We start from the raw sequence: 21,164 nt of genomic DNA, 5'->3' as shown, positions 1-21,164 counted from the left end.
GGCCATGAGTGCTGACGTCCGGATCTTGACTGCGCGCCCGGCCTCCGGGCCCGCGCGCACCGCCGCTGAAACGGCGCTCGCCACCGCCTTTGAACAGGTGAAGGCGCGCCTGCCCGGCAATACCGCCCTTGCGGCCCGTCGCGAGGCGGCTTTCGCCCGCTTTGCCGCCGCCGGCCTGCCGCACCGTCGCGTGGAGGAGTGGCGCTATACCGATCTGCGCCAGATGATGCGCGACATGGCGCCCCTGGTGGAGGCCCCCGCCCAGCCGCTGACAAGCGCGCCGCAATCTGCCGGCCTGCTCGCGCAGGTGGAGGCGCGCCGCCTTTATGTGGTGGATGGCGCCTTCGTGCCCGGCCTTTCGGATCTGGCGGATCTGGAAAACGGCCTGACCATTCTCTCGCTGGCCGAGGCGCTGCGCGGGGATGTCAGGCTGGGTGATGTTTCTGTTGCCGAGCGGCTGGATGCCACCTTCCCCTGCACGGACGTGATGGCCGCGCTCAACACGGCTTTCATGGCGGATGGCCTTGTCATCCATCTGGCCGAGGGGGTGGAACTGAAGCGCCCGCTGGAGTTCATTCATGTGAACACCCGCACCGCGCCCGTTTCCATCTATACCCGCTCGCTGGTGGTGCTGGAAAAGGATGCGAAGGCCACGCTGGTGGAAAGCCATGACGGGCCGGATGGCGTGGCCTATCAGGTCAATACCGCACTGGAACTGGTGGTGGGCGAGGGTGCGCAGCTCAACCGGGTGAAGCTGGTGCGCGAGGGCGATGCCGCCCTGCACATCGCCACTGTGCTGCTGGATGTCGCCGGTTCCGCCCTCCTGAAAACCGCGCATTACACGCTGGGTGGCCGAATTGTCCGCAACCAGATCTTCTCCCAGCTTTCCGGCGAGGAGATCCATGCGGTTTTTGGCGGCGTGTCCATGCTGTCCAACCAGCAGCATTCGGATACGTCTCTGGCCGTGGAGCATCTGGCTCCCAATTGCGAGAGCCGTGAAAACTTCCGCGCCGTTCTCGATGGCCGTGCGCGTGATGTGTTCCAGGGCCGCATTGCCGTGCGCCGCGAAGCGCAGAAAACCGATGCGCGCATGATGACCCGTGCGCTTCTGCTTTCCGATACGGCCGAGGCTGACAACAAGCCGGAGCTGGAAATTTTCGCCGATGATGTCCAGTGCGCCCATGGCTGCACCACGGGCAATCTGGATGAGCAGGTGAAGTTCTATCTCATGGCCCGCGGCATTCCCGAAAAGGAAGCCGAGGCCCTGCTCATTCAGGCCTTTGTGGGCGAGGTGTTGGACACCATCGAGAATGAGGGTGTGCGCGATGCGCTGATCGAGGCCACCCGCGTCTGGCTGAAGGACCGTAACTGATGAACCATCCTGCCGTGACCGGAGCCGGTTATGATGTGAACCGCGTGCGGGAGGATTTTCCCATTCTCTCGCTGAAGGTGCACGGCAAGCCGCTGACCTATCTCGATAATGGCGCCTCCGCGCAGAAGCCGGTTCAGGTGCTGGAGCGGATGGATCAGGTCTATCGCACCGAATATGCCAATGTGCATCGCGGCCTGCACTACCTCGCCAATGCCTCCACCGAGGCTTATGAGGGCGGGCGCGAACGGGTGGCGCGTTTTCTGAACGCGCGGCGGAATGAGGAGATCGTCTTCACCCGCAGCGCCACCGAGGCCATCAATCTGGTGGCCGCCACCTTCGGGGCCTCACGCATCCAGCCGGGCGATGAAATCGTGCTCTCCATCATGGAGCATCACGCCAATATCGTGCCCTGGCACTTTTTGCGCGAGAAGCTGGGGGCGGTTATCAAATGGGCGCCGGTGGACGAGAATGGCGCCTTTCATCTGGATGCGTTCGAGGCACTGCTGAGCGAACGCACGAAGATGGTCGCCGTTACCCACATGTCGAATGTGCTGGGCACGGTGGTGCCGGTGAAGGATGTGGTGCGCATCGCCCATGCGCGTGGCATTCCGGTGCTGGTGGATGGCGCGCAGGGGGCCGTGCATCTGGATGTGGATGTGCAGGATATCGACTGCGATTTCTATGTCCTCACCGGCCACAAGCTGTATGGGCCAACCGGCATTGGCGCGCTCTATGCCAAATATGAGCTGCTGGAGCGGATGCCGCCCTTCAATGGCGGCGGCGAGATGATCCGTGAGGTGCGGCAGGATTCCATCACCTATGGAGATCCGCCCCACCGGTTCGAGGCCGGCACGCCGCCGATCGTGGAAGCCGCGGGGCTGGGGGCTGCGATCGATTATATCAACTCCATCGGCAAGGACCGTATCCGCGCCCATGAGGAAGATCTGACGCATTATGCGCAGGCGCGGCTGCGGGAGCTGAATGCCATCCGCATCATTGGTGATGCGCCGGGTAAGGGGTCCATCATCTCCTTCGAGATGCAGGGCGCCCATGCCCATGATGTCGCGACGCTGATCGACATGGATGGTGTCGCCGTGCGTGCCGGCACCCATTGCGCCATGCCGTTGCTGGAGCGTTTCGGGGTGAATGCCACCTGCCGTGCATCCTTCGGCCTCTATAATACGCGCGAGGATGTGGACCGCTTCATTGCCGCGCTGAAAAAGGCGCAGGATATTTTCGGCTGAGAGCAGGCAGGCAATCCATGACATCAGGGCAGGGTTCAGGCTTCGTGGCCGAGCCCTGCCTGTCCTGGATGCTGAATGGACAGGCCGGTCGCCGGATGTTTCCGCTGTGACATGATGTGATGGAGATTGCCCGCTCAGGAGCGGGGAAGATGGGTGCGTCTTGTTCCGCCGCAGGCCGGAGGATCTTCAGCCGCATCGAACACAAGCCGGCCGATACAGAAAAACCGGAAAGATGGTTCTGGAACTGAAAGCGGGTGGAGCAGAACTGCTCCACCCGCTTTCTTGTCTTCATGGCGCATCATGGAGCTGATGCGCCAGCCCTTCGGTCACTCACTCGGCATCCACCGGCGCATAGACCGGCCACCACTGCGCCTCACGCACGGCCTCGACCGGATCGGCGAGATTGTCGGCACGGGCCAGACCCTGCGCCTGCGCGGTGCGGATCACCTCGGTCGCGACAACGCTGGAGGTGGTGCGCAGATCGGCATTGGAGGGCAGAAGGGAGGCGCCCGGCGCATCTTCGGGGGCCTGTCCGGCCACGGCCTGGGCGGCGGCGAAGATCATCTCGTCCGTCACCTTGGCCGCGCGGCCGACAATGGTGCCAAAGCCGAGACCCGGATACAGCGCGGCATTGTTGGCCTGACCGATGACATAGGTGACACCGTTATAGTGCACATCGTCAAAAGGCGCGCCCGTGCCCACCAGCACCTTGCCGTCCGTCCACTCGATGAGATGTGCGGGGGTCGCCTCATGCAGCAGCGTGGGGTTGGAGAGGGGGAAGATGATCGGACGCTCCACATGGGCGGCCATATCCTTCACGATGCTCTGCGTGAACATGCCCGGCGTGGTGGAGGTGCCGATCATGATGGTGGGGTGCACTTCACCCACCACGGTGGCAAGGTCGATGATGCCATCCTTCGCGGCGCGTTCCGCCCGCAGGGATTCCATGGCCGGCCAGCGGCTGTCATCGGCGGGGATCGGCTCACACGGCGTGCGCTTGAGGTTTGCGACCTCGGCCAGCGGGCGGGCATAGGGGCGCTGATAGTCCAGCAGATGGTCCGCCATGTCCTCGGTCAGCAGGCCGGGCAGGTCGACGATCCAGATCTTGCGGGTGGCTTCATCATGCGGCACGCCATGGCGCACCATATGGTCACGGATCTGGTCGGCAATGCCGCAGCCGGCGGTGCCGCCACCCAGAATGACCACACGCTGCTCGGCCCAGCTCTTGCCGGTGCGCTCAACCGCGTTCAGCAGGCCGGCCAGAACGATGGCACCGGTGCCCTGCATGTCATCATTGAAGGTGGGCAGCTTGTCGCGATGGCGGGCCAGAATGCGGCGGGCATTGGTGGAGCCGAAGTCCTCCCAGTGCAGCATGGCCTTGGGGAACAGCTTGTGCGCGGCCGCCACATAGGCATCCACGAAGTCATCATACTGCTTGCCGCGGATGCGCGAGTGGCGATAACCCACATAGAGCGGATCATTCAGCAGCTTCTCATTATTGGTGCCCACATCCAGCACAACGGGAATGACCCGGTGCGGGTCCACACCCGCCGCTGCCGTGTAAACCGCGAGCTTGCCAATGGAAATGTCGATACCATTGGAGCCCCAGTCGCCAATACCCAGGATTTCCTCCGCATCCGAAGCAACCAGAAGGTCGATATCGTCCGCTCCCGCACCGAATGCGGCAAGCTTTTCCTCGATCTTCTCAGGCTCGTTGATGGAGAGGAACACGCCACGCGGACGGGTCATCACCTCGCTGTAGTTCTCGATGGCCTCGCCGACAACCGGATCATAGACAACCGGAAGCATCTCCATCATGTGGCGCTGGAGAAGGGCGTAGAACAGGGTGACATTATTATCGTGCAGCCGCCACATATAGATATGCTTGGCCAGATCTGTCGGCGCGGCATGATAGGCGGCATAGGCGCGCTCAAGCTGCGGCTCCATCTCGGTGGTGACGACAGGCGGCAGAAGGCCATTGAGCCCGAGTGCATCACGCTCCGCCGCAGTAAAGGCCGTGCCCTTGTTGAGCGCGGGGTCCCGCAGAACCTGATATCCGCGGGCGGTGGTCTTGATCCGGCGGCCCGTTGCGTCCTTTACAACCTTTGCCTGTCTGCTGAACATCCTGCTTCTCCGCTATGGAATTTTCGTGTGTGCCTATGGCGCTTAAATTAGGGAATAATATTGTATTTTCCAGATCATTCCCGAATATATCGCGATCATGAAACTGTTTTGTGTCTTCCCGTATCTGCCTGTGATGAATGTATGATTTATCCAATACTTGTATAAATCAGGGTCAGGATGCCTCGCTTTGCAAACATCAGGCCCCGGCCAGCCCCTGACCCACCATGTCGAGCGGCTTCACAATCTGGTCGAACTGCTCTTCACTCACCTTGCCGGAGGCGAGGGCGGCGTCCTTCAGCGTGGTGCCATTGGCAATGGCCGCCTCGGCAATATGCGCCGCATTCTGGTAGCCGATAACCGGGGACAGGGCTGTCACCAGCATCACGCTGCCTTCGACATATTCCTGGATTTTCTTGCGGTTGAGGTCCGTGCCTTCCACCGAGAAGGTGCGGAACTTCTCGCAGCCATCAGCCAGAATGCGGGCTGAATGCAGGAAATTGTTGATGATGACCGGGCGCATGGCGTTCAGCTCGAAATTGCCCTGGCTGCCTGCAATCGCCACGGCGCTGTCATTGCCCATCACCTGAATGGCGATCATCACAATCGCCTCGCACTGGGTGGGGTTCACCTTGCCGGGCATGATGGACGATCCCGGCTCGTTGGATGGCAGGATCAGCTCGGCAAAACCGCAGCGCGGGCCGGAAGCCAGCCAGCGCATGTCATTGGCGATCTTCATCAGCACGACAGCCAGATTGCGCAGCGCCGCATGGGCCCGCACCATCGCATCCAGAGAGCCCTGCGCCGTGAACTTGTTGGGGGCGGTGATGAAGGGCTTGCCGGTGAGCTCGGCGATCTTCGCCGCCACATCCTTCGAGAAGCCCTTGGGCGCGTTCAGCCCGGTGCCGACGGCCGTGCCGCCGATGGCCAGCTCATACAGGCCGCTGCGGCTGGCCTCGATATCGGCAATCGCGGCACGGATCTGCCCGGCCCAGCCATGCCATTCCTGCCCCACGGTGAGGGGTACGGCATCTTCCAGATGGGTGCGGCCGATCTTGACCACATCCATCCAGCCATCGGCCTTCTTCTCGATCTCCTCCACAAGCAGGGTCACCTGCGGCAGAAGCTGCGTATCCAGCGCCAGAACCGAGGCGATGTGCATGGCGGTGGGGAAGGTGTCATTGGATGACTGCCCCATATTCACATCATCATTCGGCCCCACCGGATGCTGGCTGCCCAGCGTGCTGCCCAGAAGCTGGATGGCGCGGTTGGAGAGAACCTCGTTCACATTCATGTTGGACTGGGTGCCGGAGCCCGTCTGCCAGACATAGAGCGGGAAGTTCTCATCCAGCTTGCCGGCAATGGCCTCATCGGCGGCGCGGACGATGGCGTCCTTCTTCCAGTCCGGCAGGCGGCCGGCGGCATTGTTCACCAGCGCGGCGGCCTTCTTCACATATCCATAGGCGTGATAAACCGCCTTGGGCATATGGTCGTCACCAATGGAAAAATGGACCAGAGAGCGCTGGGTCTGCGCACCCCAATAGCGGTTCGCAGGCACCATCACCTGGCCCATGCTGTCAAATTCCTGGCGCTCGCCCGTTGCGGCAAGGCCCAGAGGAATGTCCTGAATGGTGGGGTGGGACTCATCGTCAGCCATAATGCCCTCAACTCCCTCATGAATGGGAAAATACCCGCTCACCCGCACAGGCCATGGGTAAGGGGCGTGTTTGACAAGGAGACAACAGGAAACGGGCGTCACAGCCCTTGCCTGAACGTTCACGACAGCCGGAGGCGCTGTTTTCACAGGCCGGAAAACCGCTTGCGCGGCGCAGATATGCAGGGATTGCATCATCCCGGGCGGGATGAATGCACACCGGATGCGGAAGGGTTGCGCGTGCGCCCGCCCGTGCAGGCAGGGTGGGAAAAGGACGAAATCACCATGCGTGGTCCTTCATGTCCCCTGAATGTCTCATGATGTGTGCTGCATCGCACTTTTATTTAATCAGTCCAAATAAAAGTGTTTATCCATGCTCACATTATGTGCTTTCATGAACATTAGTGGAGTGATCTTGGCCGAACAACCTCTATTTTTGCAGGTGCGGAAAATATCGGCATATTCCCGGAAGCCCTATTCTATTTATCGATAGATGCAATCAATGCAGGAAGCTGCATTTCCCGGCTGGTCTCGTCACATAAACATGATACCAACGAGGGAAGGCCCCGACGAACAACAGCGTGGAACGATGAAACAAGATAGCCTGATAGATACGGATGAGTTGCAGGCATTCCAGGCGGTGATATCCAGAAAGAGTTTCAGCGAGGCAGCCGATTTTCTGGGCGTTGCACAGTCAACCATCAGCCAGCGCATCGCCCGTCTTGAGAAGCGCGCCGGCCGCCAGCTCATCCGCCGCACGACACGCAGCGTGGAGATTACGCCCGAGGGCGAGTCGATGCTGATCTATGCGAATGCCATTCTTTCCATTGCCGAGGATGCGCGCCGCCGCCTTTCCCATCCGCCCATCGCCGGTGTGCTGAAGGTGGGGATCGAGGACGAGTTCGCCACCACCAATCTGCATCGCATCCTCAGCATCTTCCATTCCCAGCATCCGCATTTCGAAATCCAGTTCCTGACCGGGCGGAACGAGTATCTGCACGACTCCCTGCACATGCGGGATACGGACATCATTCTGGGGAAGTGCCACAGTGGAGATCACGGCGGAGATCTCATCTGGCGGGAGGATATCATCTGGGTGGGCCGGCCGGACATGGAGCCGGTGCGGGCGAGCGAGACCCTTCCCCTCATCACCTATCTGGGGCCAAGCCTCACGCGGGATCTGGTGGAGCAGGCGCTGCTGGAATCCCAGCGGCCATGGCGGCTGGTGGCGCAGGGCAGCAATCTGCTCGGCCTTCTTGCGGCGGCGGAGGCGGGGCTGGGCGTCATGGCCATTGGCCGCAACTTCATGACATCCAATCTCCAGCAGCTTCCGCAGGGCTGGAGCCTGCCCGAGCTTGGCACGCTGGATTATGTGATCCAGCGCCGCACCGGCACAGCAGACCCGGCCATTCATGTCTTCATCGAGGTGTTGCGCGGCTTTGTCAGCCAGTTCGCCGAACGGGGTTCTGCCGATCCGGCAGGGCTTGATCGGCAGGATCTGCCAGGGCAGGCCTGAGTTCAGGATGTGACAAGCTGTGGCAAGATGGGGAATGTGCTCCATCATCTTGCCGCAGCTTCATATTTTCCTGAGCTGGGCAAGGGCGTGCGCGATGGAGATACCGCACACGCCTATTTCGGCGCGGTGGACAATCTGGCCAAGAGCGACACCCATGCCCTCGGCATTGCCCGCTCCGATGACGGGCAGAAGACATGGACCCTGCTGGGCCTGCTGCCCATGCTGGACCCGCCCCGCCCGGATGCGGCCGACACCATCGCCAAGGCGAAAGCCCTTGGCATCGATGTGAAGATGGTGACGGGCGATGATGTGGCCATCGGCTCTGAAATCTCCCGCAAGCTGGGCATCGGCTCGCACCTTCTGGTGGCGGGGGATGTTCACCGTGCCGGTGCAGGATTGGAAGCTGACATGAAAACGGCGCCCGGAGAGATCCGGGCGCCGCTTTTGTGTGTGGCCGGGAACAGGCTCAGTGGTTGGAGGCGGCTGCCCGCCCATAGCCCGTCTGGGCCCGCACATACTGGTCCTCGAACGCGGCGTTTTCCGCCTGTGCCCGCACGCTCTTGTCCGTCTTGGAGACGATGAACGCCATCAGGAAGGCGGCGGACATGGAGAACAGGGCCGGGTTGTCATAGGGGAAGATGGCTTCGGGGAAGCCGATCACGTTCTTCCACACCGCGGGCGAGAGGATCACCAGCGTCACCGCCGAAACCAGTCCGGTAATGCCGCCGGCCAGCGCGCCGCGCGTTGTCAGGCCCCGCCAGTACATGGACAGGATCAGCACCGGGAAGTTGGAGGAAGCGGCAATGCCGAAGGCCAGCGCCACGAGGAAGGCGAGGTTCTGCCCCTTGAACAGGATGCCGAGCCCGATGGCGATGACGCCGATCATCACCGTGGCGATTTTCGTCACCTTCATTTCCGAGCCTTCCGCCGCCTTTCCACGACGGAACACATTGGCGTAAAGGTCATGGCTGACCGCCGCCGCACCCGCCAGGGCAAGGCCGGACACCACCGCCAGAATGGTGGCGAAGGCCACGGCGGAGAGGAAGCCGAGCATCAGGTTGCCACCGGTCGCCTGCGCCAGATGGAGCGCCACCATGTTGCTGCCGCCGATCATCGCGCCGCCGACTTTCCCGCCCACGAAATATTCGGGATTGGTGGAGACGATGGCGATGCCGCCGAGACCGAGAATGCAGATCAGCAGGAAGAAATACCCGATGAAGCCCGAGGCATAGACCGCGCTCTTGCGAGATTCAGCCGCATCGGGAACGGTGAAGAAGCGCATCAGGATGTGCGGCAGGCCAAGCAGGCCGAAGCAGGCGCCCAGCGCGAAGGAGATGGCCTGCACCGGGTCCCGCAGCAGCACGCTGGGGCCCATGATGGCCGCGCCATCCTTGTGCACCGCCACTGCCGCCGTTGTCAGCCGCCCGAAATCGAAGCCGAAATGGGCGAAGGTGAGAACGGCCAGAAGCGTGCCGCCGAACAGCAGCAGCGTCGCCTTGATGATCTGCACCCAGGTGGTGGCGATCATGCCGCCGAACACGACATAAACCGTCATCAGCACGCCGACGGTGATGACCGCGTGATTGTATTCCAGCCCGAACAGCAGCTGGATCAGCTCTCCGGCGCCCACCATCTGCACGATGAGATAGAAGAACACCACGATCAGGCCGCCACAGGCCGCCATGATGCGCATCGCCTTCGGATCGAGCCGGTAGGACACGATGTCGGAGAAGGTGAAGCGGCCCAGATTGCGCAGGCGCTCGGCCATCAGGAACAGCAGCACCGGCCAGCCCATGAAGAAGGCGATGGCATAGAGGAAGCCGTCATAGCCGCGCATATAGACAAGGCTGGTGATGCCCAGAAGCGTGGCGGCGGACATGTAGTCGCCAGCCACCGCAAGCCCGTTCTGGAAGCCGGAGATGCCACCGCCGGCGGTGTAGAAGTCCGAGGCGGTCTTGCTGCGCTTGGCCGCCCACCATGTGATGCCGAGGGTCGCCAGAACGAACAGGGCGAAGATGGTGATGGCGGTGATGTTGAGCGGCTGCTTCTGGGCGCTGTCCTGTGCGAAGGCCAGCGTCGGGACAAGGCTGAAGCCGGCGGCGGAGGCGGTGAGGAGAATGCGGTTCATTTCGTCACCTCTTCCACCACTTCGGCCATGTCCCGGCTGTCGACATTGGCGCGGTTCACATAGAGGATGGTGAGCAGCCAGGGAATGATGATCACGGCCGCGCCGAGGGGCCAGCCGATGGAGGTGGTGCCGCCCGCGCTGATGGGCTGGCCAAGAATGGCGGGGGCCAGTGTCGCTGTCAGCATCAGGCCGAAATAGAGCACCATGGTGATGGCGAACAGGGTCCAGGCCAGCCTGTTTCTTCGGCTGGCTATCGCCTGGAACCGCGGATCGCGCGCGATCCGGGCATTGATGGTGTCGGTCATTCTTGTTTCCTCCTCAGGGGGGTCGCGCCTGTTCCGCATCCTCGTGTCGTGCGGGGGCTGTCTTGGAAGTGTCCGGTGAAGGGTCGCGTCCATCCGGCCGGCGCTGCACGGCCGGACGGACAGGCTGTCATCGGTGCATGCGCATCGCGTTGCGTTTCCCGCTGTGGTGTCACGCACATGCGGAAGGCGGGCGCGCCATCACGCTGGCGCGTCCGCTGCGAAACGGCGTGTCCTCAAGCGCGACCCCTTGGCGGGGCCGCCAGCCATGCCGGCGAGAACCCGGGACGGGCCGCGCCGGAAACGGCTTCAGAGTTCACGCGCGGTCTCACGCAGGATGAATTTCTGCACCTTGCCGGTCTGTGTGCGCGGCAGGGGGCCAAAGATGATGGCCTTGGGTGTCTTGAAACCGGCGAGCTGGGTCTTGCAGAAGGCGAGCAGCTCCTCCTGTGTCACGCGCGCGCCCTCCTTGAGCACCACGAAGGCGCAGGGGGTCTCGCCCCACTTCTCGTCGGGGCGGGCGACGACGGCCGCTTCCAGCACATCGGGATGGCGGTAGAGCACATCCTCCACCTCGATGGAGGAGATGTTCTCGCCGCCCGAGATGATGATGTCCTTGGAGCGGTCCTTGATCTCCACATAGCCGTCCTCATGCCAGACAGCGAGATCACCGGTGTGGAACCATTCGCCGTCAAAGGCCTCGGCAGTGGCGGTGGGGTTCTTCAGATAGCCGGCAAAGACATTGTTGCCGCGCATGAAGATCTCGCCAATGGTTTCGCCATCGCGCGCCACCGGCTCCAGTGTCTGGGGATCGGCAACCATCAGGCTTTCCAGCACCGGCCCGCGCACGCCCTGCCGGGCCTTGATGGCGGAGCGGGCATCGAGATCCAGCCCGTCCCAGTGCGATTGCCAGATATTGATGACGGATGGGCCGTAGCATTCGGTGAGCCCATAGACATGGGTCACATCCCAGCCCATGCGCTCCATGCCGGCGATGACGGAAGCGGGCGGCGGCGCGCCGGCGACCATCGCATGGACCTTCTGGTGGATGCCCTCCCGCAATGCGGCGGGCGCATTGTTGATCATGTTGAGCACGATCGGCGCACCGCAGAAATGCGTTATCCCCTCATCGCGCATCAGGTCGAGCACGGTCTCGACCCGCACCGCGCGCAGGCACACATTGGTGCCGCCAGCGGCCGCGATGCTCCAGGGGAAGCACCAGCCATTGCAGTGGAACATCGGCAGCGTCCACAGATAGACCGGCGCCCCCGAAAGCCCCCACGACATGACATTGGACACCGCGTTCAGATAGGCGCCGCGGTGGTGATAGACCACCCCCTTCGGATTGCCCGTGGTGCCGGAGGTGTAGTTGAGGGCGATCGGGTCCCATTCATCGGCGGGGCCGCAGAAGGTTTCGTTCTCGTCGCCTTCCTCAAGAAAGGCTTCATAATCCTTCTCGCCGATCCGCGCGCCTTCGCCGTCATAGACGGGATCGTCAATATCGATCACCGGAATGCGGCGCGACAGCAGGGCCAGGGCCTGCCGGGCGGTGGCGGAGAACTCCCGGTCGACGAACAGGATGCGGGCCTCGCCATGGTCGAGGATGAAGGCGATGGATTTGGCGTCGAGCCGGGTGTTGATGGCGTTGAGCACGCCGCCCATCATCGGCACGCCGAAATGGGCTTCCAGCAGCTCGGGGGTGTTGGTCGCGAGGAAGGCGACCGTATGGCCCGGCGTGATGCCGCGCCCGCGCAGGGCGGAGGCGAGCCTGTGGCTGCGCCGGGCGGTTTCGGCCCAGCTGCGGCGGGTGGCGCCATGCACCACGGCGGTGCGGTCCGGCCATATGGATGCCGCCCGTTCCAGAAAGGTCACGGGTGTCAGGGCAATATGGTTGGCGGCATTCTTCTCCAGCCCGATCCCATAGGGAGAGGGGGGCGTCATCATGGCATTGTCCTCCACATGGTGGCGGTGCCACGGCCTCTCCGCGCGGAGTTTTATGAGGGCGCTTTCCGCGCTTCTTTATTCTCCCTCGCGGCGCCTTGGTTCGGGCACCGTCATCGCGCGCAAGTTGCAGTTGGACTGTTGCGCAGGCTTTTCCGGATTACAACGAATTGTAACAAAGCCATTCGTATCATTCCCAAGGGGAACATCTGGCCCTACCGTCCTGTCCTGAAAAGCCCGGATGTCGATGTCAGGCATCAGTCCGGGTCAGGAAGCGCAAAGCTTCCGGGAGGACGCCATGCCACGTTCGTTCACGACGCTTCCGCCAGCGGATGATGCGCGCCTGCGTGTCATCACCGATGCCTTGCCGGTGGGTGTCGCCTATGTCGACCAGAACAAGATCTACCGCTTCGCCAACCAGCGTTTCGCCGCGGCTTACGGGTGGACGCCGGAGGACATGCAGGGCAAGCATGCCGACGAGTTCATCTGGCCCGATGCCATGGCGGTGGGTGATCCTTTCTTCGCGGCCGCCCATTCGGGCCAGTCGGTGGATTTCATTCATCCCGTTGGCCATGTGGACGGACGGATCCTCACCGTGCGCACCTTTCTGCGGCCGGATATCGCCGAGGACGGGACCGTTCTGGGCTTTTATGTCTGCTCCATCAATGTCACCCAGCAGAAGCAGGCCGAGGCCACGCTGCTTCAGGCCCAGAAGATGGATGCGGTGGGCCAGCTCGCCAGCGGCATTGCCCATGACTTCAACAATCTGCTGGCGATCATTCTGGGCAATCTCCTCCCGCTTCGGGAGGGGCTGGTTTCGGATGAGGTGCTGGAGGACTATATAGAGCCCTCGATCCGCGCCGGACGACAGGGCGCACGGCTCACCCGCCAGCTTCTGGCCATTGCCCGCCGCCAGCCCCTGCGGCCCGAGCGGCTGGATGTGGAAGCCGCCATTGCCGGTCTTGTCACGCTGCTGCGGCGCACGCTTCCCGCCACCATCCGCGTCTGTGTGGAGCGGCAGGGCGAGCCGGTGCCGCTGAATGTGGATCGCGCCCAGTTCGAGATCTCCCTTCTCAATCTGTGCCTGAATGCGCGCGATGCCATGCCTGATGGCGGGGAGCTGCGCATCTGCGTGGAATATCCCCCGCTGGAGACGCAGAAGCGTTTGATCCGTATCGTCGTGGCGGATACGGGCACGGGCATGGATGCGCATACGGCGGCCCAGGTGTTCCAGCCCTTCTTCACCACCAAGGGCGCTGGCAAGGGCACGGGGCTGGGGCTCAGCATGGTCTGGGGGTTCGTGCGCCAGTCGCAGGGGGCCATCTCGGTGGAAAGCCGCCAGGGGGTGGGCACCCGTTTCACCATATTGCTCCCCGCCGCCGCCGCGCAGACCATGCCGGAGCAGGCGGAGAGCGCGGAGGCCGCCAGTGCCCGGCAGGGTCTGATCCTTCTGGTGGATGACAATCACGAGATCCGCCGCACCATCCGGCGCCAGCTGGGCCATGCCGGCTATGTGGTGCTGGAGGCGGGCAGCGGTGATGAGGCGCTGGAACTGGTGCGGGGGGTGGATGAGCTGCGCGCCCTTGTGACCGATGTGGTGATGCCGGGCATGTCCGGTTTCCGGCTGGCGCGGGAGGCGGCGCGGTTGCGCCCCGGCCTGCACATCATCCTAATGACGGGGTTCGATGGTGCGGATGAGAAGGATAGGGACGGGCTGTCCCTTCCGGTGCTGGTCAAGCCCTTCGCACCGGAGGAGCTGGTGCGCCTGATCGAGGGCGGGCGGACAGTGCGGATGAAGAGCGATACGGCCCCGGCCGGAGACGGGCCGCGAGAGGAAATATAAGATGTCGACGGTACGCCCGCTGGTGCTCATCCTTGAAAACGACGCCGATCTGGCCGCCATTCTGGTGCGCACATTCGGCGAGCAGGGTTTTGAGGCGCAATCGGTGGGGCTGGTGCGGGATTTCGAGCGTCGGCTCGCGCAGGTACGCCCGGCCATCTGCATTGTCGACATGAGCCTGCCGGATGGCGCCGGGTTCGAGGTGATTGCCCGCCGGCTGAAATCCGAGGCCATTCCCGCCATCGCCATCAGCGGGGTGTGGACGGATGTGTCCTACCGGGTTCTTGGCCTGGAAATGGGGGCGGATGACTATCTGCTGAAACCCATCGACCCGCGCGAGCTGGTGGCGCGGGTGCGGGCGGTGTTGCGCCGGGTGGAGGGCGCCGCGGGCGCGGAGGACAATATTGTCCGCTTCAGTGGCTGGACCGCGGATTTCCACGGCCATCGCCTGATTGCACCCAATGGAGATGAAATCGACCTCTCGGCCAGCGAGGTGCGCCTGCTGCGCGCGCTCGCCTCCCGCCCCCAGCGGGTGCAGACCCGCGAAACCCTGATGGAGGGAGATGAGACAGCCGGCAATATTGCCTTTGACCGTTCGATAGATGTGCGCATCTCGCGCCTGCGCGCCAAGCTGCGCGAGGACCCGCGCAATCCGCTCATCATCAAGACCGTTTATGGCGCGGGCTACATGTTCGCGCCCGCGGTGGAATGGAGCCGGGGCGGATAGGCCGGAACCGGCCGCTCCCGGGCGATGGCGCGGACCGGCGCGATGCATGGATGCATGGTGCGGGTGAGCGGATCAGGAGGCGATCAATGGCCCGGTGCACCGGGCGCAGGCGTGCTGCTTCTGGCCATCTGCCGGAAGCGCGAGGGCGGGTAGCCTGTCCAGCGTGAAAAGGCCCGCGTGAAATTGGACTGGTCCTCATAGCCGAGGGCGGCGGCGACATCTGATATGGGCAGGGCGGTGTGTCCCAGCAGAAACAGGGCCCGCTTGCGCCGCGCGGCCTCCAGCACTTCGCGATAGGTGTAGCCCGCATGGCGCAACCGGCGTTGCAGCCCCTGCATGCCGATGCCCGTCAGGCGGGCGGCCCCGTCAATATCGCTCTGTCCGCTATGCAGGCGCAGGGCGACTATGGCGGAGAAGGAGCGCACAGGTTCGGGGGCATCGGGCAGAGCGACATCGGAGAGCACATCTCCCGACACCGGATGTTGCCCGGATATGGCGAAGGGCCGGACACGCGATGCAGGCAGGTCCTCATGGCGTATGGCGATGCCCGCCCCCTTGCGCCCGAAGCGGATGGGCACGCCCAGTTCATGCTCTATATGCCCGGCCTCTCCATCCCGCATATAGTCCACCTCGACCCAGTCCGGCCACCAGTTCGGGCCGAGAAAATCCCGTGCGACATCCATCATCGGAAAGATGAGATGGTCTGTATGGAAAATATTGAGCGGGATGAAGCGTGGGCGAACCACGCGCCAGACGACATGCCGCTTGTGATACTCCATCTCGAAGGTGAAGCCCGAGGCCTGATGCAGGTGGCTGGAGAGATTGATATTGTGCAGGCCCCTGCCAAGACTTTCCACATGCTCGATCTGCCGGGACCAGTGCCCATAAGCCTTGTAGGACATCTGCCGGCCGATATGCAGACCCAGCGTCCTGTCGCCGAGCATGTTCGAGGCGCGTGCAAACAGGCCGAATATGGACCGCGCCGGAATGGGCAGCTGGGGCAGTTCGCACAGGGCAAAGGGCAGCCCTTCCTTTTCAAGGGCCTTGAGAAGTCCGGATATGCCGACCCGCTCTTCAAGGACCTGCGGAAGTGGCCCCATGCCGGAGGCCCGGATCAGCGGAACAGAATGGAGCGTCTGCATGAAAGCCTCCACATCGGCCGAAACCTGCCTCTCTGGCTTGCTCCTGATGGAGCCCTTTCCCCCGGAACAGTCCCGGATGCCGATCAGAACAGCAATAAAAAATGGCAATTCATCTGGAGGTCGGCCGGAAAGCCGGGCCTGTGTTGTCGCACCCCTGCCGCCCTTCTGGTTCCGTCCGGAACGGGCGGTGTGCGGCGGAAACATCTGCCTTTGCGGAAAGGGTGCGGCCTGACGTGAAAAGACAAGCTGGCTTGCGATGTTTTTTCTATCCAGCCGCAGGAACGCAAGTCCGTGGACTTCCAAGGCGGAACTGATGCCGCCCCCTATCTGGAGATGGCTGCTGCTGTCCCGGTGCCGGCATCTGTGACCGGGTGAACGAGCATGCCTGAGCGCTGCCCGGCACGTCGCCTGAAGCGAGGATATCGCAATGGGATCAGGCTATTTCAGTGATGATTTCAAGCGCGATGCCGTCGTGCAGATCATCGATAAAGGGCACTCTGTTGCCGAGATGTCCAGGCGGCTGGGTGTCAGTCGTCACACGCTTTATGCCTGGAAAAGACAGTTTGCGCGCCCATCGGGCGTGAATGCGGAAAGGTCGCTGCCTGCGCCCCGTCATCACAAACCCGTCCGCATGGTGCCGATCCGGTGGATCGAGGATTTGCGCGATGCGGTTCATGGCGCGGGCCTGCGTGCGACGCAAATGTCCAGAGGCCCTCTCTCGGGCAGTCTGGCCAGCATAGAGGATGAGGGGTTTCTCTATTCCAGTGGACATATGCAGGGGCAGGTCGCCCTGTCCGGCCATATGCTGCCGAATACAGTCACCATCGGCTTTGCCCTGCGCGCGCCGCCGGGAACAAGGCATGGACAACATGAAATAAGCACGGGAAACCTTGCGCTGCTCATGCCGGGGGAAGAGCACCACGCCTTCTACATGCCGGACTCGCTCTATCTGGCAACCACGATCCGGCCCGAGCGGTTTGAGATGGAGGGGGCCCATGAGGATCTGGTGTTCGACAGGCACAAGTTCGCCGGGTCAGGCGTCCATCGCTACAAGGCGCCACCCGGGGTGACGGCGGCGATCGGGCGGCGTCTCGATTTGCTGCATGCAGCCGGTTCACCGGCGCCCGTGCGCGATCTCATCGCGGCGCTGCGCCTGATGCGGCGTGTGATCGTGACCTATTTCGGGCGCGCGGCCCATGGACGGGCGCTGACCGCGCAGCCCGGCCTCCAGTCGCGCATCTTCGCCCGCGCCCAGCGCCACATCGAAGAGCATCTGGATGGCCATATCACGATCGATGCGCTGGCGGCGGCGGCCTTCACCTCGCGGCGCACGCTGTATCGCACGTTCCTGCGCATGGTTGATGAGTCACCGCAGGCCTATGTGCGCCGCTTGCGCCTGCACCGCTTGCGGTATGATCTGGTGAGCGAGGCGGAGGCGCGCTGCACGGTGGAGATGGCGGCGACACGCTGGGGCATGGGTGAGTTCGGACGGATCGCCGGGCGGTATCGCGAGCTGTTTGGCGAGCTGCCGTCGCAGACCCTCAAGCGAAGGCGTGCCGATCGGGGGAGCAGGCGGCCTGACCGGTGAGCGGCTTGTGCCGCGCGGAGGCTTCAGGCCCTCATCCCGGTGTCGGGGTGAGGGGATAATGCCCGGTGTTTCCACCGGCAGGGCCATGCGGTCACCTGAGTACTGTGATGAAAAAGGCCCGCCCGGAGGGTGAGGGGCTCCGGGCGGCAGGTGGTCCGCTGGGAAGAACGATCGTGACCGGCTGTCGCCGCGTCAGAGGACGACGGGCGCTTCCAGATAGCGGAAATACTGCTGTGGCTTGGGCGTGTCCTGATCCTCGGGCCGGACATAGGTGATGGTGGAGCGACCCCAGTGGCTCTCCGGCACCAGCATCACGCGGATGAAGCTTGCCGGCCCATCCTGGCCCGCCTGGGCGAACACCTCCTCAGGTCCACGCTCCAGCCAGGTATCGCCAGGCCTGGCCACCCAGCGATGTCCGAGGGAATTGATGTCGATCTCGCCCGTATGGAGGCAGCGCACGCCCGCTGCGGCATGAATATGGGTATAGGCGATGCCGCCGGGGGGGAATGCCACCCTGTCACAGCGGATCGCATAGCGCACGCCGGGCTCAAGGGTGAGGGGATAGGCGGAGCGTCTGGTCAGTGCGCCCTTGTCCTCGGCGCAGCTGTCATCGCGCGGCACGGCTTCCCAGCACCAGATCTCGGCCGCAGGGCCGATCACCCTGATGGTCACTGCCCGGGTGGAGTGGCAGGCGCTGTCGGGCGCAAGGCTCATGAGCGCGCCTTCCGTGATGACATTGGCGTGGCCGCTCCGCAGATACAGAACGCGGCAGGCCGCGGGCAGGGAGGTTTCGCCCTGGCCCTCCGCGAGGCGGATGGTCGAGAAGCGCAGCATGTAGGCCGTCATGTCAGTGGGTCTCCTCGGACAGGGGTGCAATATTGTAATGGGGGGCGACCCGGTAGGGTTGAACCGTGATGTTCTGCCAGACACCTTCAAGAAAGAAGGGGTCATTGTTGATCCACTCATCCAGCGCGGCGCGGGAGTGGAACTGGACCACGGCGGCCGAGCCGATGACATGGCCAGCCTCGTCCAGCAGGGCACCCCCGATCAGCAGGTTGCCGGCGTGCTGGAACTGCTCTGCGCGGGCAAGATGGCGCGGGCGAACCGCAGCGCGGCGGGCCGGCGCATCGGCATCCGTACCGTCGAGCATGGTGACAAGATATTGCATGGGATGCTCCATTGATGGTGCGCGATGAAGACTGTGTTCAGTCAAGTTCCTTGCCGACCGTCTCCGGCAGCCAGAAGAGAACGATGCAGGCCGCCACCATGAAGAAGGATGCGGTGACACCCAGCGCCGCCGCAACGCCATAGCTCGCGGCCACGAAGCCGCCAATGGCAGGCGCAACAGCGCTGATGGCCCGTCCGGTGTTGTAGATGAACCCCTGTGCGGTGGCCCGGATGCTGGTGGGATACAGCTCGGCAAAGGTTGGCGCGAACCCTGAGAAAAAGCCGTTCGAGAAGAAGGCCACGATCGCCCCCATCACCAGCAGCGTGCCCTGTGATGACACATTGGCATAGAGCGGGATCAGGACGGTGGAGGCGCCAAAGAACAGGAGAAAGGCGGCTTTGCGCCCGATCCGGTCGGCGATGTATCCGAAGGTGATGCAGCCCACGGCCGCCCCCACCTGCATCACGACGATCCACAAGGTGGATTTCAGCACGTCAAGCCCTGCACCGCCTTCTGCCGCGCTGGAGGCCAGATAGGTCGGAATCCAGGTGAACAGGCCCCAATAGCCGCACATGGCCGCGGTGGTGAAGGACATGGAGACGATGGTGTTGCGGCGATAGGTGCCGAACAGGGTGCGCATGGAGTGGCGGAATGTGGGCCGTTCCTTCTGCTGCACCCAGATTTCCGGCTCATGCACATACAGGCGGATGATGACGGCGAGAAAGGCGGGAATGAGCGCGCAGGCAAAGGCCCAGCGCCAGCCAAACTGCGGCACCACGATTGCGGCGATAAGGGCGGCCATGGCGTAGCCCAGCGGAAAGGCGCTCTGTACCCAGGCCATCACCTTGCCGCGATGCTGGGCCGGCCATGTCTCGGTGATGAGCGCGGCCCCCGCCGACCATTCACCCCCCACGCCAATGCCCAGCAGGACGCGAAAGAACATCAGCATGCCCAGGGAGGTGGCAAGGCCGCAGGCCGCCGCGCCCACCGAATAGCAGATGATGGAGAGCATCATCGCCCGGGTGCGCCCGATGCGGTCGGCCAGAAAGCCGAAGAACAACCCGCCGAATGCAGTGGCCACCAGTGTCACCGAGGCGACCACCCCGGCCATGTCCTTGCCGAACCCCAGATCCTTCCCGACATGCCCGATGACCATCGCGAACAGCATCAGGTCCATGATGTCGAGTGCCCAGCCGAAATAGGCCGAGCCAAAGCTTTTCCATTGTTCCCGGGTTGCGTTCCGATACCAGGGGGCGGCAGGCGCCGCCTCGCTGCGAACGGTCATTTCGCTCGCCATGTGGCCAATCCTCCCAAAATCCGGTGCTTCTTTGTTTGTTCATCAGCCGGTATTGAACCCTATGCAGGCGGTATCATATCTTCAAATACTTACTGCGTGATAGTGTGATACTATCAGGGTATGAAGCGTTCCGGGAAACGGAACCGGTCACAGGGACATGACCTGCGGGAGAAACGCCATGGACATGCGGCATCTGAATTATTTCATCGCGGTTGCCGAAGAGGAGAATATCGGCCGTGCGGCGCGGCGCCTGAACATCTCACAGCCGCCGCTGACACGGCAGATCCACCAGCTGGAGGACGAGCTGGGGGTGATGCTGTTCGTGCGCACGCCGCGCGGGGTGGAGATGACGGAAGCCGGCGTGCTGCTGCTGGAGCAGGCCCGCAACATCCGCACCCTTGTGGATCAGACGATCGAGCAGACCCAGAGGGCGGGGCAGGGCCGGCTGGGCCGGCTTGATATCGGCATTTTCGGGTCTGCCATTCTCGATGTGGTGCCCAAGCTGCTGATGGCCTTTCACAGCCAGTATCCGGGTGTGCGGGTGGTGCTGCACACCATGAGCAAGGCCGAGCAGATCGAGGCGCTGCGGCAGCGACGGATCTCGGTGGGTTTCAACCGGCTCCTGACGCCTCTGGAGGATATCGAGGTCCGGCCGGTGCTGACCGAAAGCCTGCTTGTCGCCCTTCAGGCAGACCACCCCATGGCCGCGCGGGAAAAGGTCAGCTTTGGCGAGCTGGCGGGGCACCCCATGGTGCTGTTTCCCACCGGCGGGCGGCCAAGCTTCATCGACAAGGTGATCAGCCTGTTCGGCGAGGTGAGGGTGCCGCTGACGATCTCGCAGGAGGTGGGCGATGTGGTCACGGCCCTTGCGCTGGTATCGGCCGGGATGGGCTTCTGTCTCGTTCCGGAATCGGCGACAGTGCTGCAGTTCCGCAATGTCGTATACCGCCCGCTGGCCGATGCGCCAGCGAACGGGATCGTGGATCTGAGCTGCATCTACCGCAAGGATGACCGCTCTGCGGTTCTCGCCTCCTTTCTGGAGACGGTGGAGACGTATCGGAGCGGGGCGGCCCCGGCCGAGGACAGGCGCAAGGGGCGCAAGACCCGGCCGCGGGCCCGATAAA

At 63.3% G+C, this 21,164-nt stretch carries 17 protein-coding genes and 1 pseudogene; 9 read left to right on the top strand and 9 right to left on the bottom strand.

Annotation, left to right across the window (positions count from 1 at the left end; genetic code table 11):
* Window positions 1–4: 4 nt before the first annotated feature.
* Together sufD and ACT6QG_RS13455 are read left to right on the top strand one after the other, a co-directional pair.
* Window positions 5–1,372, top strand: a complete 1,368-nt coding sequence (sufD, locus tag ACT6QG_RS13460; protein WP_444978077.1) for a Fe-S cluster assembly protein SufD — start codon at window positions 5–7, stop codon at window positions 1,370–1,372.
* Window positions 1,372–2,616, top strand: a complete 1,245-nt coding sequence (locus ACT6QG_RS13455; protein ID WP_444978076.1) for a cysteine desulfurase — start codon at window positions 1,372–1,374, stop codon at window positions 2,614–2,616. The genes sufD and ACT6QG_RS13455 overlap by 1 nt, the downstream gene beginning before the upstream one ends.
* A gap of 330 nt (window positions 2,617–2,946) precedes the next feature.
* Here the strand turns inward: ACT6QG_RS13455 and ACT6QG_RS13450 are convergent, their stop codons facing one another.
* Together ACT6QG_RS13450 and fumC are read right to left on the bottom strand one after the other, a co-directional pair.
* Window positions 2,947–4,740, bottom strand: a complete 1,794-nt coding sequence (locus ACT6QG_RS13450; protein WP_444978075.1) for an NAD-dependent malic enzyme — start codon at window positions 4,738–4,740, stop codon at window positions 2,947–2,949.
* 196 nt (window positions 4,741–4,936) lie between these two features.
* Window positions 4,937–6,394 carry a class II fumarate hydratase gene (gene fumC, locus ACT6QG_RS13445; RefSeq protein ID WP_444978074.1) on the bottom strand — a complete coding sequence of 486 codons (1,458 nt, stop codon included), beginning with the start codon at window positions 6,392–6,394 and terminating at the stop codon, window positions 4,937–4,939.
* Between the two features lie 586 nt (window positions 6,395–6,980).
* Between fumC and ACT6QG_RS13440 the strand changes: the two genes are divergently transcribed.
* Window positions 6,981–7,907 carry a LysR family transcriptional regulator gene (locus ACT6QG_RS13440; RefSeq protein WP_444978073.1) on the top strand — a complete coding sequence of 309 codons (927 nt, stop codon included), beginning with the start codon at window positions 6,981–6,983 and terminating at the stop codon, window positions 7,905–7,907.
* Window positions 7,908–7,934: 27 nt separating this feature from the next.
* Entirely contained in the window at window positions 7,935–8,489 is a 555-nt protein-coding gene (locus tag ACT6QG_RS13435; protein WP_444978072.1) for an HAD family hydrolase, read from the top strand.
* Here the strand turns inward: ACT6QG_RS13435 and actP are convergent.
* The 3 genes from actP to ACT6QG_RS13420 form a co-directional block, all read right to left on the bottom strand.
* Window positions 8,374–10,035 carry a cation/acetate symporter ActP gene (actP, locus tag ACT6QG_RS13430; RefSeq protein WP_444978071.1) on the bottom strand — a complete coding sequence of 554 codons (1,662 nt, stop codon included), beginning with the start codon at window positions 10,033–10,035 and terminating at the stop codon, window positions 8,374–8,376. The two genes, ACT6QG_RS13435 and actP, sit on opposite strands and share 116 nt — an antisense overlap.
* Window positions 10,032–10,340, bottom strand: a complete 309-nt coding sequence (locus ACT6QG_RS13425; protein WP_444978070.1) for a DUF485 domain-containing protein — start codon at window positions 10,338–10,340, stop codon at window positions 10,032–10,034. The genes actP and ACT6QG_RS13425 overlap by 4 nt, the downstream gene beginning before the upstream one ends.
* A gap of 306 nt (window positions 10,341–10,646) precedes the next feature.
* A complete protein-coding gene (locus tag ACT6QG_RS13420; protein WP_444978291.1) occupies window positions 10,647–12,278 on the bottom strand; it encodes an acyl-CoA synthetase in 1,632 nt (543 codons plus the stop codon).
* A gap of 298 nt (window positions 12,279–12,576) precedes the next feature.
* On the opposite strand from ACT6QG_RS13420, the gene ACT6QG_RS13415 reads away from it, so the two are divergent.
* Both ACT6QG_RS13415 and ACT6QG_RS13410 read left to right on the top strand, forming a co-directional pair.
* Entirely contained in the window at window positions 12,577–14,121 is a 1,545-nt protein-coding gene (locus tag ACT6QG_RS13415) for a hybrid sensor histidine kinase/response regulator (RefSeq protein ID WP_444978069.1), read from the top strand.
* Window position 14,122: 1 nt separating this feature from the next.
* Window positions 14,123–14,845: a winged helix-turn-helix domain-containing protein gene (locus tag ACT6QG_RS13410; RefSeq protein WP_444978068.1), complete on the top strand. Its 723-nt coding sequence runs from the start codon at window positions 14,123–14,125 to the stop codon at window positions 14,843–14,845.
* A gap of 83 nt (window positions 14,846–14,928) precedes the next feature.
* Here the strand turns inward: ACT6QG_RS13410 and ACT6QG_RS13405 are convergent, their stop codons facing one another.
* Window positions 14,929–15,987, bottom strand: a complete 1,059-nt coding sequence (locus ACT6QG_RS13405) for a helix-turn-helix domain-containing protein (protein WP_444978067.1) — start codon at window positions 15,985–15,987, stop codon at window positions 14,929–14,931.
* A 427-nt stretch (window positions 15,988–16,414) separates the two neighbouring features.
* On the opposite strand from ACT6QG_RS13405, the pseudogene ACT6QG_RS13400 reads away from it, so the two are divergent.
* Window positions 16,415–16,522: pseudogene (locus tag ACT6QG_RS13400) on the top strand (transposase); the annotation flags it as partial.
* A gap of 165 nt (window positions 16,523–16,687) precedes the next feature.
* A complete protein-coding gene (locus ACT6QG_RS13395) occupies window positions 16,688–17,575 on the top strand; it encodes a helix-turn-helix domain-containing protein (protein WP_444978290.1) in 888 nt (295 codons plus the stop codon).
* 192 nt (window positions 17,576–17,767) lie between these two features.
* On the opposite strand, the gene ACT6QG_RS13390 is transcribed toward ACT6QG_RS13395, so the two are convergent.
* The 3 genes from ACT6QG_RS13390 to ACT6QG_RS13380 are packed head-to-tail and all read right to left on the bottom strand — an operon-like array spanning window position 17,768 to window position 20,040.
* The gene (locus tag ACT6QG_RS13390; protein ID WP_444978066.1) at window positions 17,768–18,421 is read right to left on the bottom strand and encodes a hypothetical protein; all 654 of its coding nucleotides are present in this window, start codon (window positions 18,419–18,421) and stop codon (window positions 17,768–17,770) included.
* A 1-nt stretch (window position 18,422) separates the two neighbouring features.
* On the bottom strand, window positions 18,423–18,743 hold the full coding sequence (locus ACT6QG_RS13385; protein ID WP_444978065.1) for a YciI family protein: 321 nt from the start codon (window positions 18,741–18,743) through the stop codon (window positions 18,423–18,425).
* A gap of 37 nt (window positions 18,744–18,780) precedes the next feature.
* Window positions 18,781–20,040: an MFS transporter gene (locus ACT6QG_RS13380; RefSeq protein WP_444978064.1), complete on the bottom strand. Its 1,260-nt coding sequence runs from the start codon at window positions 20,038–20,040 to the stop codon at window positions 18,781–18,783.
* A 178-nt stretch (window positions 20,041–20,218) separates the two neighbouring features.
* Between ACT6QG_RS13380 and ACT6QG_RS13375 the strand changes: the two genes are divergently transcribed.
* The gene (locus ACT6QG_RS13375; protein WP_444978063.1) at window positions 20,219–21,163 is read left to right on the top strand and encodes a LysR family transcriptional regulator; all 945 of its coding nucleotides are present in this window, start codon (window positions 20,219–20,221) and stop codon (window positions 21,161–21,163) included.
* The last annotated feature ends 1 nt before the right edge of the window (window position 21,164 follow it).

The organism is Haloleucobacter ellipsoideus (assembly GCF_052491725.1).
This window is presented reverse-complemented; position numbering and strand designations above follow the sequence as displayed.

Coding starts and splice junctions, on each gene's coding strand:
- fumC (WP_444978074.1), bottom strand. CDS start 6,394: ATGGCTGACGATGAGTCCCACCCCACCATTCAGGACATTCCTCTGGGC.
- ACT6QG_RS13385 (WP_444978065.1), bottom strand. CDS start 18,743: ATGCAATATCTTGTCACCATGCTCGACGGTACGGATGCCGATGCGCCG.
- ACT6QG_RS13425 (WP_444978070.1), bottom strand. CDS start 10,340: ATGACCGACACCATCAATGCCCGGATCGCGCGCGATCCGCGGTTCCAG.
- ACT6QG_RS13435 (WP_444978072.1), top strand. CDS start 7,935: ATGGGGAATGTGCTCCATCATCTTGCCGCAGCTTCATATTTTCCTGAG.
- ACT6QG_RS13420 (WP_444978291.1), bottom strand. CDS start 12,278: ATGACGCCCCCCTCTCCCTATGGGATCGGGCTGGAGAAGAATGCCGCC.
- ACT6QG_RS13415 (WP_444978069.1), top strand. CDS start 12,577: ATGCCACGTTCGTTCACGACGCTTCCGCCAGCGGATGATGCGCGCCTG.
- ACT6QG_RS13455 (WP_444978076.1), top strand. CDS start 1,372: ATGAACCATCCTGCCGTGACCGGAGCCGGTTATGATGTGAACCGCGTG.
- ACT6QG_RS13405 (WP_444978067.1), bottom strand. CDS start 15,987: ATGCAGACGCTCCATTCTGTTCCGCTGATCCGGGCCTCCGGCATGGGG.
- ACT6QG_RS13390 (WP_444978066.1), bottom strand. CDS start 18,421: ATGACGGCCTACATGCTGCGCTTCTCGACCATCCGCCTCGCGGAGGGC.
- ACT6QG_RS13450 (WP_444978075.1), bottom strand. CDS start 4,740: ATGTTCAGCAGACAGGCAAAGGTTGTAAAGGACGCAACGGGCCGCCGG.
- ACT6QG_RS13440 (WP_444978073.1), top strand. CDS start 6,981: ATGAAACAAGATAGCCTGATAGATACGGATGAGTTGCAGGCATTCCAG.
- ACT6QG_RS13395 (WP_444978290.1), top strand. CDS start 16,688: ATGTCCAGAGGCCCTCTCTCGGGCAGTCTGGCCAGCATAGAGGATGAG.
- ACT6QG_RS13380 (WP_444978064.1), bottom strand. CDS start 20,040: ATGGCGAGCGAAATGACCGTTCGCAGCGAGGCGGCGCCTGCCGCCCCC.
- actP (WP_444978071.1), bottom strand. CDS start 10,035: ATGAACCGCATTCTCCTCACCGCCTCCGCCGCCGGCTTCAGCCTTGTC.
- ACT6QG_RS13375 (WP_444978063.1), top strand. CDS start 20,219: ATGGACATGCGGCATCTGAATTATTTCATCGCGGTTGCCGAAGAGGAG.
- sufD (WP_444978077.1), top strand. CDS start 5: ATGAGTGCTGACGTCCGGATCTTGACTGCGCGCCCGGCCTCCGGGCCC.
- ACT6QG_RS13410 (WP_444978068.1), top strand. CDS start 14,123: ATGTCGACGGTACGCCCGCTGGTGCTCATCCTTGAAAACGACGCCGAT.